This is a genomic window from Kitasatospora sp. YST-16 (assembly GCF_026802215.1).
GTDB classification, from domain to species: domain Bacteria; phylum Actinomycetota; class Actinomycetes; order Streptomycetales; family Streptomycetaceae; genus Kitasatospora; species Kitasatospora cineracea.
In genome coordinates, this window is sequence record NZ_CP113837.1 from 5464602 (window position 1) to 5477982 (window position 13381).

Below are 13381 nucleotides of genomic sequence, written 5' to 3' on the forward strand. Positions count from 1 at the left end.
CGGGCCCCGCGGGCGTTCCGGCGGCGCGGGGTGCGGGAACGCCCGCGGGGGCTAGCGGTTCTCGGCCTTGCAGAAGCCGATCGCCCGGCCCGCCTCGTCGGCGGCCTTCTCCGGGTCGCCGGCCCGGATCGCGTCGAGGATCGCGGCGTGCGGAACCCAGCGGTGCGGGAGCAGGTCGGGGCCGACGTCGTGCCGCAGGTGGGCGCGCAGGACCTCGCCGAGGTCGGCGTAGACGGCGGCCAGGACGTCGTTGTGGGCGGCGGCGACCACGGCCTGGTGGAAGGCGGCGTCGGCCTGGATGAAGTCCTCGGGGACGCCGGCGTGCCAGGCGGCGTCGCGGCGGGCGAGCGCGGCGTCGAGGAGTTCGAGGTCGCGCGCGGTGCGGCGGAGGGCGGCGAAGCCGGCGGCGGAGGTCTCCAGGGTGGAGCGGAGCTCGGCGACCTGGTCCTGGTCGGCGTCGGCGAACCGGCGGTGCAGGACGCCCGCGAGCTCGCTGGTGGCCAGGACGTAGGTGCCGGAGCCCTGGCGGATGTCGAGCAGCCCGTTGTGGGCGAGGGCCCGGACGGCCTCGCGGACGGTGTTGCGGGCCACGCCGAGCTGGTCGACGAGCTCCGCTTCGGTGGGGATGCGGGAACCCACCGGCCACTCGCCGGAGGTGATCTGGGCCCGGAGCTGGGCGATCACCTGGTCGGAGAGCGGGGTGCGGCGGGTGGTCGACAGCGCCAAGGTCGTGCTCCTTCTGTGGTCCACGTCATCAGGATACCGGGGTGCGGTAAGTCATCCCATGATTCTATGATTGCGCCATGTCTACCGCAGCAGACCCCGCCGCCACCGAGACCGAGAGCCGCCCACCCGCCGCCCCGTCCACCGAGAAGACCACCCCCGGGGCCGTCGCCCCCGCCGCCGTGCGCAACGGCGCCGCCGTCCTGCTCGCCGTCGCGGTGGCCGCCGCCGCAGTGAACCTGCGCCCCGTGGTCACCAGCCTCGGCGCGCTGCTCGACCCGGTCCGCGACGGGCTCGGGATGAGCGCCACGACGGCCGGCCTGCTGGCCGCAGTGCCGCCGCTGTGCTTCGCGCTGCTCGGCGTCTGCGCCCCCGGCCTGGCCCGCCGGACGGGGCCGATCGCCGTGGTGACGGCCGCCATGGCCGCGATCGCGGCGGGCGTGCTGGCCCGCTCGTTCACCGGCTCCGCCGTGGTGTTCCTGCTGCTGACCGCGCTGGCGCTGGCCGGGGTGGCACTGGCGAACGTGCTGATCCCGGTGGTGATCAAGCGGTACTTCCCGGACCGGGTGGCGCCGATGATCGGCCTCTACTCGATGTCGCTGTCGGTGGGCACCTCGCTGGCCGCCGCCACCACCGTGCCGCTGACGAACGCGATGGGCGGCGACTGGCGGCTCGGCCTGGGCGTCTGGGGCCTGCTCGCGGTGGTCGCGCTGCTGATCTGGTTGGGGGTGCTGTTCGCCCGCCGGGAGAAGTCCGGCCCGGCGACGGCGACGGCGACGGCGACCGCGACGACGGCGGCGGGCCCGGCGGCCGCGCACGTCAAGCTGCCGATCCTGCGCAGCCGCACCGCGTGGGCGCTGGCCGCGTTCTTCGGCCTGCAGTCCACCAGCGCGTACAGCGCGATGGGCTGGCTGCCGAAGATCTACCACGACGCCGGGGTCTCGGAGTCCGCGTCCGGCGTGCTGCTGGCCCTGGTGATGGCGGTCAGCGTGCCGGTCTCCTTCCTGCTGCCGAACCTGGCCGCCCGGCGCGGCGACCAGCGGCTGTACGTGGTGGTGCTCGGTCTGGCCGGGATCGCCGGCTTCCTCGGGCTGATGTTCGCGGCCGGCACCGTGCCGTGGCTGTGGGCGGTGCTGGTCGGCCTGTCGATGTGCGCGTTCCCGCTGGCGCTGACCATGCTCGGCCTGCGCGCCCGCACCCCGGGCGGGGTGACCCAGCTGTCGGCGTTCGCGCAGAGCCTGGGCTACCTGATCTCCATCCCGGGCCCGATCCTGATGGGCGCGCTCTACCAGAGCACCGGCCGCTGGTACCTGCCGCTGGGCCTGCTCGCGCTGCTGCTGGTGCCGCAGATGCTGGTCGGCCTGCGCGCGGCCAGGGCCCGGCACATCGAGGACGAGGCCGTCCGTTAGGCTCGGCGCCATGCCAGTACTGGACCCGAACCCGCAGGGCGGGCAGAAGAAGCTGCTGCAGATGCTCGGCCTGATCGCCGCCATCGTCGTGGTCATCGCCGTCGTGGCGACGGTGGCGCAGGCGATGGGCTGAACCGCCGCCCCGGGGCGGCTCCGGAGGCACCGCCACCCGCAGGGGTGGCAGCTTCCCGGACCACGCGACCGGACGGCGGTTTTCTGCGAAGCTCTAGGGGTATGAGCGCCGACACCCCTCGTAGGATCATCGTCCTCCGCCACGCCCGGGCCGACTGGCCCAACCAGGTCAGCGACCACGACCGCCCGCTCGCCGACCGCGGCCGCGGCCAGGCCGTCGACGCGGGCCGCTGGCTGGCGGACTCCGGGGTCAACCCCGACCACGTGCTGTGCTCCACCGCGCTGCGGACCAGGGAGACCTGGAAGCTGGTCGCCCACGAGCTGCCCAAGCGGGCCCGGAAGACGGTCTACGAGGACCGGGTGTACGAGGCCCAGCCCGGCCGGCTGATCGAGGTGATCCAGGAGACCCCCGACGAGCACGCCGACCTGCTGCTGGTCGGCCACAACCCCGGCGTGCTCGGCCTCACCCAGGTGCTGGCCGGCGACGAGGGCGACACCGAGGCGCTCAACCGGCTGCGCCTGAACGGCTTCCCGCCCGCCGCGGTCGCCGTGCTCAGCTTCGGGGGCCCGTGGAAGCTGGTCGAGCCCGGAGTGGCCCGGCTCGACTCGTACTTCATGCCGCAGGACTGATCCGCGTCGGTTCAGTCCTCGGTGGGCGTGCCGTCCAGCTCGTCGGCCGCCTCGACCTCCTCGCGGGTCACCCCGAGCAGGTACAGCACGGTGTCCAGGAACGGCACGTTCACCGCGGTGTCGGCCTGCTCGCGGACCACCGGCTTGGCGTTGAACGCGACGCCGAGACCGGCCGCGTTCAGCATGTCGAGGTCGTTGGCGCCGTCGCCGATCGCCACCGTCTGCTCCAGCGGCACCCCGGCCCGCTCGGCGAACCGGGCCAGCCAGCGGGCCTTGCCGGCCCGGTCGACGATCTCGCCGGTCACCCGGCCGGTGAACTTCCCGTCCGCGATCTCCAGGGTGTTGGCGGCCGCGAAGTCCAGGCCCAGGCGCTCCACCAGGTGGTCGGTGACCTGGGTGAACCCGCCGGAGACGATCGCCACCTGGTAGCCGAGCCGCTTCAGGGTGCGGATCAGCGTCCGGGCGCCCGGGGTCAGCCGGACCTCGGCGCGGACCTTCTCGGTGATCGCCGCGTCCAGCCCGGCCAGCAGCGCCACCCGGGCGCGCAGCGACTCGGCGAAGTCCAGCTCGCCGCGCATCGCCTGCGCGGTCACCGCGGCGACCTGCTCCTCGCAGCCCGCGTGGGCCGCGAACAGCTCGATCACCTCGTCCTGGATCAGCGTGGAGTCCACGTCCATCACCACCAGGCGCTTGGCCCGCCGGTGCAGGCCCGCCCGGACCACCGCGATGTCCACCCGCTGGACCGCGGCCTCCACCGCCAGCACCGCGCGCAGCTCCTCGGTCGGCACCCCCGAGATGGTCAACTCCACGGCCGTCACCGGGTACTTGGCGAGCCGGAAGACCCGGTCGATGTTGCCGCCGGCCTCCGAGACCCGGGTCGACAGCGCGGCCACCGCGGCCGCCGTCAGCGGGTGGCCGAGCACCGTCACGTGCGAACGGCCCTCGCCGCGCGAGCGGTTGTCGCCGGTGCCGGAGATGATCTCGGCCTGGAGCTTGTGCTCCTCCGCCCAGCGGTGCACCGTCACCCGCAGCGCGCCCTCGGCACCCGGCGCGGCCGGGGGAGTGACCAGCGCGCACAGCGTTATCCGGCCACGGGTCACCACCTGCTCGATGTCGATCACCTCGACGTCGAAGCCGGCGAGCCGGTCGAACAGGCCCGCGGTGATCCCGGGGCGGTCCTTGCCGAACACCTTGACCAGCAGCGTGCGCTCGGCGTCGGTGCTCACGGGCGGCGCGGCGGAAAGGGCCTGAGCGGCCGGATCAGTTGCGTTCATGGTGCCCCCCACGCTACCCGGCCCGCCCCCGTCCCGATCGCGGGCGTCCGCGAGGTGGGACGCCCGCCGGGCCGCCGCCCGGCACCCGCCCGGCACCCGCCCGCGGCCCCGCCCGAGCCCCGTGGGAAGCCCCGCCGCGGGCCCCGGCACCGTCCCGACCTGGTTGCCGACCGGTCACAGAAGCCCGGCCCGACTTCCGAGTACACCGGCGGGGCTGGAATGATTCCCCCGTCAGATGCAACATCCTGGGGGACCGGAGAGCGGGGCGGGCGGAGAGTTGCCGCAACTCGTACTAGAAATCGACGGCCGGCAGCGGGTACTCGAACCCGGCCGTGCCTACACCATCGGCCGTGATCCGGCCTCGGACTTCCCGTTCGACGACGCCAGGGTCTCCTGGCGGCACGCCAGCCTGAGCTTCGACGGCGCCACCTGGCAGTTCACCGACCACGGCTCCACCAACGGCACCTTCGTCGCCGGGGCCCGGGTCGCCCAGAGCGCGGTCCACCCCGGCACCGTCGTGCACCTCGGCAACGGCCAGAACGGGCCCCGGCTCGCCTTCACCGCGCCGGCCGCCGCCTCCGCCCCGCAGGGCGGCAGCATCCACGAGGCCGCCACCAGCCGGGCCCCCGGCCCGCAGCAGGGCCAGGCCCCGTACCAGCAGCAGCAGTTCGGCCCCGGGCCGGCCGCCGCGGCGCAGGGCCACCGGCCGCCGCCGGTCGAGCAGCCGATCCCGCAGGGCTGGGACGCACCCACCCCGCGCCCCGGCTTCCCGCAGCAGCAGGTCGCCGCGCCGGCCCCGCAGCAGTTCCAGCCGCCGCAGCCGCAGTTCCAGCAGCAGCCGCCGGTGCAGCAGCAGTTCCCGCCGCAGCAGCCCGCGCAGCCGCAGCCGGTGCACCAGCAGCAGGGCGGGCAGCAGCCGGGCGCCCCGGTCGGCGGGCTCGGCAACCCGACGATGATCCGCAGCCTGGCCGGCGGCCGCACCATCCGGATCGGCCGCGCGCTCGACAACGACATCGTGGTCTCCGACCTCCAGGTCTCCCGCCACCACGCCGAGCTGCGCCAGCTCCCGGACGGCCGCTGGGAGATCGTCGACCTCGGCAGCCACAACGGGATCTTCCTCAACGGCCAGCCCACCCGCCGCCAGCTGATGGGCCCGCAGGACCGGCTCACCGTCGGCCACTCCTCCTTCGTGCTGGTCGGCGACCAGCTCCAGGAGTTCGTCGACGACGGCGCGGTCTCCTTCTCCGCCCACCACCTGACCGTCGAGGTCGAGTTCAAGGGCGGCAAGAAGGTCCTGCTCAACGACGTCAGCTTCTCCGTCCCGGAGAAGTCCCTGGTCGCGGTGATCGGCCCGTCCGGCTCCGGCAAGTCCACCCTGCTGCGCGCCCTCACCGGCTACCGCCCCGCCGACCGCGGCGACGTGCTCTACGACGGCCGCAACCTGTACCGCCAGTTCGCCGAACTGCGCTCCCGGATCGGCCTGGTCCCGCAGTCCGAGATCCTGCACAAGGAACTCACCGTCCGCACCGCCCTCAAGTACGCGGCCCGGCTGCGCTTCCCCGGCGACACCGAGGCCGCCGAGCGCGACCGCCGGATCGACGAGGTGCTGTACGAGCTGCGCCTCGACAAGCGCGCCGACAACCGGATCACCGCGCTCTCCGGCGGCCAGCAGAAGCGCGTCTCGGTCGCCCTGGAGCTGCTCACCAAGCCCTCGCTGATCTTCCTGGACGAGCCCACCTCCGGCCTCGACCCGGGCATGGACCGCGAGGTCATGCAGACCCTGCGCGGCCTCGCCGACGACGGCCGCACCGTCCTGGTGGTCACCCACTCGGTCGCCGAACTCGCGCTCTGCGACCGGCTGCTGGTGATGGCCCCCGGCGGCTCGGTGGCCTACTTCGGCCCGCCCGGCGAGGCCCTGCACTTCTTCGGCTACGAGACCTGGGCCGACGTCTTCCAGGCGTTCGAGAACTACCCGGACCACGACTGGGCCGGCCGCTACCGCAACTCCGTCCACTACCGGCAGTACTCGGCCAACGTGGACGCCGCGGTCTCCCAGGTGCAGCAGCCCAACGCGCTCAACCAGCTGCGCCCGCCCAAGCCGCAGAGCTGGGGCTCCCAGCTGTGGACGCTGATCCGCCGCTACCTGGCGGTGATCGCCTCCGACAAGGGCTTCATCGCGCTGTCCCTGCTGCTCCCGCTGGTGCTCGGCGCGGTCTCCGCCGTCATCCCCAGCAAGTGCGGCCTGGCGCCCTGCGCCAGCGGCCGCAACGACATCGCCCGGCTGATCCTGATGGTCGTCGCGTTCTCCGCCTGCCTGTCCGGCTCGGCGAACTCGGTCCGCGAACTCATCAAGGAACGCGCGATCTACGAACGGGAACGCGCCACCGGCCTGTCCCGCTCCGCCTACCTGACCTCGAAGTTCATCGTGCTCGGCGCGATCAGCTTCCTGCAGGGCGGCATCATCTCGGCGATCGCCTTCAAGGTCCGCAAGCTCCCCGCCGAGGGCCTGCTCCTCAAGCACCTGCCCGCGGTCGAGATGTCCGTCGGCGTGATCCTGCTCAGCTTCACCTCGATGATGGTGGGCCTGGCGATCTCCTCGCTGGTCAAGACCGCCGAGAAGACCATGCCGCTGCTGGTCATGTTCGCCATCGTCCAGATGGTCTTCACCGGCGCCATCTTCCAGCTCTTCGACAAGCCCGGCCTCGAGCAGCTCGGCTGGCTGATGCCCGCCCGCTGGGGCGTCGCCGCCAGCGGCAACACGCTCGACCTCGCCCACGTCTCACCCGTGGTGGTGGTCAAGCCCCCGGAGACGCCCCCGCTGGACTCCATCTGGGACCACTCCGCGGGCATGATGTTCCTCAACTGGACCGTCATGATCGTCATCTCGGTGGGCATCGGACTGGCGGTCCAGCGCTTCCAGAAGCGGCACGAACCCGAGGTCATGCAGAACGGCTGACCCGCGGCGCGCACGGCGAGGGGCCCCTCCGGGGGCCCTTCGGCGTTCCCGGGGCCGCCGGACCGGGGCCCTCCGCCCTAGGTCTCCCGCCCGAGGTGGCAGCCGTGACCGCGGCGGTAGCGTGGGCGGCATGGACAGTCCCGGGTGCGACCCGTCGTTGCAGGCGATCGAGGCGGTCAGCGCCGCGGTGCTGGCGATGTCCCGGCCGCTGGAGGTCCGGGAAGTGCTGCGCCGGATCACCGCCTCCGCCCGCACCCTGCTGGGCGCCGAGTACGCCGCGCTGGGGCTGCCGGACGACCACGGCGGGTTCGCCCAGTTCGTGGTCGACGGGGTGAGCGACGAGCAGTGGCGGGCGATCGGCCCGCTGCCCCGCCAGCACGGCGTGCTGGCCTCGATGCTGCACGACCGCGAACCGACCCGGCTGACGGACGTCCGCACCGCCCCCGCCTTCGGCGGCTGGCCGGACGCCCACCCGGACATGACCGACTTCCTCGGGATGCCGATCATGGACGAGGACGAGATCGCCGGCGCCCTGTTCCTGGCCAACAAGCCCGGCGGCTTCACCGACCACGACGAGGAACTGCTGCGGATCCTGGTCGCGCACGCCGCCCTCGCCCTCGGCAACGCCCGGCTCTACGAGCGCAGCCGCGAACTCACCCTCTCTGGCGAGCGTGCCCGGATCGCCCACGACCTGCACGACGCCGTCTCGCAGAAGCTGTTCTCGCTGCGCCTGACCGCCCGCGCCGCCGCCAAGCAGGTCGACCGCGACCCGGCCCGGGCCCGCGAGAACCTCGCCGAGGTGGCCCGGCTGGCCGCCGAGGCCGCCGACGAACTGCGCGCCGTGGTGGTCGAACTGCGCCCCGCCGCACTGGAGGAGGACGGCCTGGTGGCCACCCTCGCCTCGCAGGCCCAGGTGCTGGACCGGGCGCACAGCGCCGCGGTGGCCTTCACCGCCACCGGCGTCCGCGCGCTGCCCGCCGCCCAGGAGGCGGCCGTGCTGCGGGTCGCCCAGGAGGCGCTGCACAACGCGCTGCGGCACGCCGGCGCCGGCCGCGTCACGGTCACCCTCACCGGCACCCCGCCGCGCGGCGCGAAGCTGACCGTCCGCGACGACGGCCGCGGCTTCGACCCGGAGTCGGTGCGCCGGGCCGGCCGGCACCTCGGCCTGGTGTCGATGCGCGACCGGGCCGCCGCGGTCGGCGGCCGGCTGTCCCTGGAGTCCGCCCCGGGCCGGGGCACCCTGGTCGAACTGGAGGTCCCCGGTGCCTGACACCGCGTCACCGATCCGCGTGCTGCTGGTGGACGACCACCAGGTGGTCCGGCGCGGCCTGCGCACCTTCCTGGAGGTGCAGGACGACATCGAGGTGGTCGGCGAGGCCGCGGACGGCGAGCAGGCCGTCGAGCGGGCCGCCGACCTCGCCCCCGACGTGGTCCTGATGGACCTCAAGATGCCCAAGGTCGACGGCATCGAGGCGCTGCGCCTGCTGCGCGAACGCGGCAGCACCGCCCGGGTGCTGATCGTCACCAGCTTCACCGAGCACCGCACCATGGTCCCGGCGCTGCGCGCGGGCGCGGCCGGCTACGTGTACAAGGACGTCGACCCGGAGGCGCTGGCCGGGGCGATCCGCTCGGTGCACGCCGGCCACGTGCTGCTCCAGCCCGAACTCGCCGCCGCCCTGCTCGCCGAGGACGTCCCGGCCCCGCCGCAGGGCCGCGGCGGCACCCTCACCGACCGCGAGCGCGAGGTGCTCTCGCACATCGCCGACGGCCGCTCCAACCGGGAGATCGCCCGCTCGCTGCACCTGTCGGAGAAGACCGTCAAGACGCACGTCTCCAACATCCTGATGAAGCTGGACGTCGCCGACCGCACCCAGGCCGCGCTGTGGGCGGTCCGCAACCAGGGCTGAGCGCCCGTCGGCCCCGCCGCTCAGCCCCGCCGCTCGTCCACGGCCGCGTTGTGCGCCGCCACCTGGGCCCGCCGGGCGGTGCGCTCCAGCGGGGCCAGGGCGTCCCGCCGGGCGGCCATCTCGGAGGCGGAGACCGCCGCCCCGTGCCCGCCCGCGGCGATGTGCAGCAGCGCGGACACCTGCCGGGCCGACTCCAGCACCCGCACCGCGCGCTGCGGGTAGCCGGGCGCCAGCGCCTCGCGGTGGCCGCGCCGGCGGAAGGACTCCAGCGCCCGCAGCGTCTCCGGCCCGGCCCCGGCCACGTCCAGCCGGGCCAGCACCGCGGTGGCCTGCCGCAGCCCGTCGGCGAGTTCGCGCTCGGCCTCGTCCAGCGAGGGCACGTCGGCGGGCAGCGCGTCGTTCACCGGCAGGCACTGCCACAGCACCCGCACGCCCTGGTCGCCGGCCGGCCCGTACACCTCGACCTCCGGCACCAGCCCGTACGGGACACCGACCGCCAGGACGGCCTCGCCGGCGCCCAGCGCCAGCGAGTTGAAGGCCGGCGGCCCGGTCAGGCCGAGCGGGTGCCCGGCCACCGGGAGGGCGAGCCGAAAGCCCTTCGCGCCCATGACGCGCAGCCGTCCCAGCGCCCAGGTCAGACCGTGCAGCGAGTCCGGGGCCTCGCCGGGCAGGCCGGTCACCCGGTGGGCGTCGTCGGTGCCCTGGACGGCGGCGGCCGCGTCGTCGGGGGAGGCGGCGCCGGTCAGCAGCGCGTTCCCCCAGGCGGTGAGCCGCCCCGAACGGGGTTCTTGGTACGGATTGTCGGCAGGAGTGGCGAGCATCGGACCAGCCTACGGACAAGCGCGCCGGGCGGGTGGCGTAGGTTTGGCCTGACACAGGTGGACCGCACCCCGAGGACCTCACGCCCAGGTCCCACGGACGGCCGGATTCTTGCATTTGGGGAAGGCGTAGGCATGAGCGACGTGCTGGAGCTGGTGGACGTTTCCGTGGTCCGGGAGGGGCGCGCGCTCGTCGATCACGTGTCCTGGTCGGTCAAGGAGGGCGAGCGCTGGGTGGTGCTCGGCCCGAACGGAGCGGGCAAGACCACGCTGCTCCAGATCGCCGGCGCCTACCTGTTCCCGAGCTCCGGCGAGGCCGTGGTGCTCGGCGAGAAGCTCGACCAGGTCGACGTGTTCGAGCAGCGCGCCCGGATCGGCCTGGCCAGTGCCGCGATGTACGACAAGCTGCCGGTCGGCCAGACCGTGCTGGAGACGGTGCTGACCGCCGCGTACGGGCAGACCGTGCACGGCAAGGAGACCTACGAGGAGCCGGACGAGGCCCGCGCCCTGGTGCTGCTCGACCTGCTCGGCATGGCCGCCTTCACCGGCCGCAAGTTCGGCACCCTCTCCGAGGGCGAGCGCAAGCGCACCCTGATCGCCCGCGCCCTGATGACCGACCCCGAGCTGCTGCTGCTCGACGAGCCCGCCGCGGGCCTCGACCTCGGCGGCCGCGAGGACCTGATCCGCCGCCTCGCCGCGCTCGCCCAGGACGAGTACGCGCCGTCCATGGTGATGGTCACCCACCACGTCGAGGAGATCGTCCCCGGCATGACCCACGTGCTGATGATCCGTCAGGGCAAGGTGATGACGGCCGGTCCGATCGAGACCACCCTCACCGCCCGCAACCTGTCGCACTGCTTCGGCCTGCCGCTGACCCTCGAACAGCGCGGCGACCGGTGGACCGCGCAGGGCCTCCCGCTCGGCTGAATCGCGCCGCCGGGGCGAACGGCGGGAACCGGTCGTACACACGGCCGGTTTCCGCCGCCCCACCTGCGGGAAGCTACGCGGGGAGAGACCCGACTTCCCTAGGATGGAGCCCGTGGACAGCTGGATCTGGTGGCTGCTGCTCGCCGTCGCGCTGGGCATTCCGCTGGTGGTCACCGCGATGCCCGAGTTCGCCATGTTCGCGGTCGGCGCCGGCGCCGCCGCGCTGACGGCCGGTCTGGGCGGCGGCACGGTCCCGCAGTTCCTGGTGTTCGTCGGGGTGTCGGCCGCGCTGCTGGTGTTCGTCCGCCCGATCGCCTACCGCCAGCTCAAGAAGGGCCCGGGCTACCGCACGGGCGTGGAGGCGCTGACCGGCGCCACCGCAGTGGTACAGGAAACAGTCGACGGGGGAGAGGGCGGACGGATCAAGCTCAACGGCGAGATCTGGTCGGCCCGCGCGCTCCACCCGGGCTCGGTGTTCGAGCCGGGGCAGCAGGTCGACGTCGTCGAAATCCAGGGCGCCACCGCCCTGGTCGTCTAGGGGAGAAGCGTTGGAACCCGTCCTCATCGTCCTGATCGTCCTGGTCGTGGTGGCCTTCATCGCCCTGATCAAGACGATCCAGGTGATCCCGCAGGCCAGCGCGGCGATCGTGGAGCGCTTCGGCCGCTACACCCGCACCCTGAGCGCCGGCCTGAACATCGTGGTCCCGTTCATCGACACCATCCGCAACCGGATCGACCTGCGCGAGCAGGTCGTCCCGTTCCCGCCGCAGCCCGTCATCACCTCGGACAACCTGGTCGTCAACATCGACACCGTCATCTACTACCAGGTGACCGACCCGCGGGCCGCGACCTACGAGGTGGCCAGCTACATCCAGGCCATCGAGCAGCTCACCGTCACCACCCTGCGCAACATCATCGGCTCGATGGACCTCGAGTCCACCCTGACCTCCCGCGAGGTCATCAACGCCGGCCTGCGCGGCGTCCTGGACGAGGCCACCGGCCGCTGGGGCATCCGGGTCAACCGGGTCGAGCTGAAGGCGATCGAGCCGCCGACCTCCATCCAGGACTCGATGGAGAAGCAGATGCGCGCCGACCGCGACAAGCGCGCCGCGATCCTCACCGCCGAAGGCGCCCGGCAGGCCCAGATCCTGCGCGCCGAGGGCGAGAAGCAGGCCGCCGTCCTCCAGGCCGAGGGCGAGGCGCAGGCCGCCGTCCTGAAGGCCGACGGCGAGGCCGCCGCGATCCGCACCGTCTTCGAGGCCATCCACGAGGGCGACGCCGACCAGAAGCTGCTCGCCTACCAGTACCTGCAGACCCTGCCCGAGCTCGCCAAGGGCGACGCCAACAAGCTGTGGATCATCCCCAGCGAGGTCGGCGACGCGCTCAAGGGCCTCGGCGGCGCCTTCCAGGGCGTCACCGGCGGCGGCGCCACCCCGGCCGCCCCCGCCGTCCCGCCGCCGGCCGCCCGCGTCCCGGTCGACCCGGCCGCCGGCCCGCGCCCGGTGGACACCGAGAACAAGACCGCCCGCCCCCGGGTCGAGCCCACCCGCGAGTACCCCAAGATCGACGAGTAACCCGACGAGCAACCCGCAGCGCCCCGACGGGCCCCGGCCGACCCCGCGTCGACCGGGGCCCGTCCGTGTCTGCGTCTGCGTCCGCGTCCGCGTCTGCGTTCGGGGCCGGGGCCGGGGCCGGGGCCGCCCGGCCCGGGTTTCCCGCATCGCGGAACGCGTGTCCACCGTCCGGACGACCCTGGCCAAGCCGCGCACCGCTCCGGCATGATCGACCGGCGCATGACAGCAGCCAACGAGGGGGAAGCCAATGACGCTGTGGGAGATGACCGCCGTCCTGCTGGCCGGGATCGCGGCCGGAGCCATCAACACCATCGTCGGCTCCGGCACCCTGATCACCTTCCCCGTCCTGCTCGCCGTCGGCCTGCCCCCCGTCACCGCCAACGTCTCCAACTCGCTCGGCCTGGTGCCCGGTTCACTGGCCGGCGCGATCGGCTACCGGGCCGAACTCGCCGGACAGCGCCACCGCCTGCTCCGCTTCGGCACCGCCTCGCTGCTCGGCGGGCTCACCGGCGCCGCCCTGCTGGTCACCCTTCCCGGCAGCGCCTTCGAGGCCGTCGTCCCGGTCCTGATCCTCACCGCCCTCGTCCTGGTCGTCCTGCAACCCCGGGTGGCCCGCGCGATGGCCGCCCGCCGGGCCGCCGGCACCGCCGCCCCCGCCACCGACGGCGGCTGGCCGCTGCTGTTCTGCATCGGCCTCACCGGCGTCTACGGCGGCTACTTCGGCGCCGCCCAGGGCGTCCTGCTGCTCGCCCTGATGGGCATGCTGCTCCCCGACGACCTGCAGACGATCAACGGGATCAAGAACGTCCTCGCCGTGATCGTCAACGGCGTCGCCGCCCTCTTCTTCCTCTTCACCTCGCACATCGACTGGACCGCCGCCCTGCTGATCGCCGCCGGCGCCACCCTCGGCGGCGTGCTCGGCGCCAAGGTCGGCCGCCGCCTCCCGCCGATCGCGCTGCGCGGCCTGATCGTGCTGGTCGGCCTGGCCGCCGTCACCAAGCTGCTGTTCTTCTGACCGTCCCCGCCGGGCC

At 73.7% G+C, this 13381-nt stretch carries 13 protein-coding genes; 10 read left to right on the forward strand and 3 right to left on the reverse strand.

Features of this window, described 5'->3' with window-relative positions:
* Window positions 1–51: 51 nt before the first annotated feature.
* Window positions 52–726: a FadR/GntR family transcriptional regulator gene (locus OU787_RS24800; RefSeq protein ID WP_030461146.1), complete on the reverse strand. Its 675-nt coding sequence runs from the start codon at window positions 724–726 to the stop codon at window positions 52–54.
* Between the two features lie 77 nt (window positions 727–803).
* Between OU787_RS24800 and OU787_RS24805 the strand changes: the two genes are divergently transcribed.
* The 3 genes from OU787_RS24805 to OU787_RS24815 all read left to right on the forward strand — a co-directional run bounded on the left by OU787_RS24805 (window position 804) and on the right by OU787_RS24815 (window position 2894).
* Window positions 804–2132: a CynX/NimT family MFS transporter gene (locus tag OU787_RS24805; RefSeq protein ID WP_268660573.1), complete on the forward strand. Its 1329-nt coding sequence runs from the start codon at window positions 804–806 to the stop codon at window positions 2130–2132.
* Between the two features lie 10 nt (window positions 2133–2142).
* Window positions 2143–2265 carry an SGM_5486 family transporter-associated protein gene (locus tag OU787_RS24810; RefSeq protein WP_255358097.1) on the forward strand — a complete coding sequence of 41 codons (123 nt, stop codon included), beginning with the start codon at window positions 2143–2145 and terminating at the stop codon, window positions 2263–2265.
* A 101-nt stretch (window positions 2266–2366) separates the two neighbouring features.
* Window positions 2367–2894 (forward strand): SixA phosphatase family protein, encoded by a 528-nt coding sequence (locus tag OU787_RS24815; RefSeq protein ID WP_030461148.1) that lies wholly within the window; start codon window positions 2367–2369, stop codon window positions 2892–2894.
* 11 nt (window positions 2895–2905) lie between these two features.
* Here OU787_RS24815 and serB read toward each other — a convergent pair whose 3' ends face one another.
* Complete coding sequence (gene serB, locus OU787_RS24820; RefSeq protein ID WP_030461149.1) at window positions 2906–4168, reverse strand: phosphoserine phosphatase SerB; 1263 nt, start codon at window positions 4166–4168, stop codon at window positions 2906–2908.
* A gap of 235 nt (window positions 4169–4403) precedes the next feature.
* Here serB and OU787_RS24825 point away from each other — a divergent pair, with 235 nt between their 5' ends.
* The 3 genes from OU787_RS24825 to OU787_RS24835 all read left to right on the forward strand — a co-directional run bounded on the left by OU787_RS24825 (window position 4404) and on the right by OU787_RS24835 (window position 9031).
* Window positions 4404–7124, forward strand: coding sequence for an FHA domain-containing protein (locus tag OU787_RS24825; RefSeq protein WP_268660574.1), 2721 nt, complete (start codon window positions 4404–4406; stop codon window positions 7122–7124).
* 130 nt (window positions 7125–7254) lie between these two features.
* Complete coding sequence (locus OU787_RS24830) at window positions 7255–8394, forward strand: GAF domain-containing sensor histidine kinase (RefSeq protein ID WP_030461151.1); 1140 nt, start codon at window positions 7255–7257, stop codon at window positions 8392–8394.
* Window positions 8387–9031: a response regulator gene (locus OU787_RS24835; protein WP_030461152.1), complete on the forward strand. Its 645-nt coding sequence runs from the start codon at window positions 8387–8389 to the stop codon at window positions 9029–9031. The genes OU787_RS24830 and OU787_RS24835 overlap by 8 nt, the downstream gene beginning before the upstream one ends.
* Window positions 9032–9051: 20 nt before the next feature.
* Here OU787_RS24835 and OU787_RS24840 read toward each other — a convergent pair whose 3' ends face one another.
* Window positions 9052–9852 carry a hypothetical protein gene (locus OU787_RS24840; RefSeq protein WP_030461153.1) on the reverse strand — a complete coding sequence of 267 codons (801 nt, stop codon included), beginning with the start codon at window positions 9850–9852 and terminating at the stop codon, window positions 9052–9054.
* Window positions 9853–9984: 132 nt separating this feature from the next.
* Here OU787_RS24840 and OU787_RS24845 point away from each other — a divergent pair, with 132 nt between their 5' ends.
* The 4 genes from OU787_RS24845 to OU787_RS24860 all read left to right on the forward strand — a co-directional run bounded on the left by OU787_RS24845 (window position 9985) and on the right by OU787_RS24860 (window position 13365).
* The gene (locus OU787_RS24845; RefSeq protein ID WP_268660575.1) at window positions 9985–10776 is read left to right on the forward strand and encodes an ABC transporter ATP-binding protein; all 792 of its coding nucleotides are present in this window, start codon (window positions 9985–9987) and stop codon (window positions 10774–10776) included.
* A 103-nt stretch (window positions 10777–10879) separates the two neighbouring features.
* Window positions 10880–11314, forward strand: a complete 435-nt coding sequence (locus OU787_RS24850; protein WP_030461155.1) for an NfeD family protein — start codon at window positions 10880–10882, stop codon at window positions 11312–11314.
* 10 nt (window positions 11315–11324) lie between these two features.
* Window positions 11325–12350, forward strand: a complete 1026-nt coding sequence (locus OU787_RS24855; RefSeq protein ID WP_030461156.1) for an SPFH domain-containing protein — start codon at window positions 11325–11327, stop codon at window positions 12348–12350.
* 247 nt (window positions 12351–12597) lie between these two features.
* Window positions 12598–13365 (forward strand): sulfite exporter TauE/SafE family protein, encoded by a 768-nt coding sequence (locus tag OU787_RS24860; RefSeq protein ID WP_030461157.1) that lies wholly within the window; start codon window positions 12598–12600, stop codon window positions 13363–13365.
* The last annotated feature ends 16 nt before the right edge of the window (window positions 13366–13381 follow it).

Excerpts from the sequence above, each read along its gene's own strand:
- OU787_RS24845 (WP_268660575.1), top strand. The coding sequence starts at position 9,985 with ATGAGCGACGTGCTGGAGCTGGTGGACGTTTCCGTGGTCCGGGAGGGG.
- OU787_RS24830 (WP_030461151.1), top strand. The coding sequence starts at position 7,255 with ATGGACAGTCCCGGGTGCGACCCGTCGTTGCAGGCGATCGAGGCGGTC.
- OU787_RS24860 (WP_030461157.1), top strand. The coding sequence starts at position 12,598 with ATGACGCTGTGGGAGATGACCGCCGTCCTGCTGGCCGGGATCGCGGCC.
- OU787_RS24805 (WP_268660573.1), top strand. The coding sequence starts at position 804 with ATGTCTACCGCAGCAGACCCCGCCGCCACCGAGACCGAGAGCCGCCCA.
- OU787_RS24850 (WP_030461155.1), top strand. The coding sequence starts at position 10,880 with ATGGAGCCCGTGGACAGCTGGATCTGGTGGCTGCTGCTCGCCGTCGCG.
- OU787_RS24810 (WP_255358097.1), top strand. The coding sequence starts at position 2,143 with ATGCCAGTACTGGACCCGAACCCGCAGGGCGGGCAGAAGAAGCTGCTG.
- OU787_RS24825 (WP_268660574.1), top strand. The coding sequence starts at position 4,404 with ATGCAACATCCTGGGGGACCGGAGAGCGGGGCGGGCGGAGAGTTGCCG.
- OU787_RS24840 (WP_030461153.1), bottom strand. The coding sequence starts at position 9,852 with ATGCTCGCCACTCCTGCCGACAATCCGTACCAAGAACCCCGTTCGGGG.
- OU787_RS24815 (WP_030461148.1), top strand. The coding sequence starts at position 2,367 with ATGAGCGCCGACACCCCTCGTAGGATCATCGTCCTCCGCCACGCCCGG.
- serB (WP_030461149.1), bottom strand. The coding sequence starts at position 4,168 with ATGAACGCAACTGATCCGGCCGCTCAGGCCCTTTCCGCCGCGCCGCCC.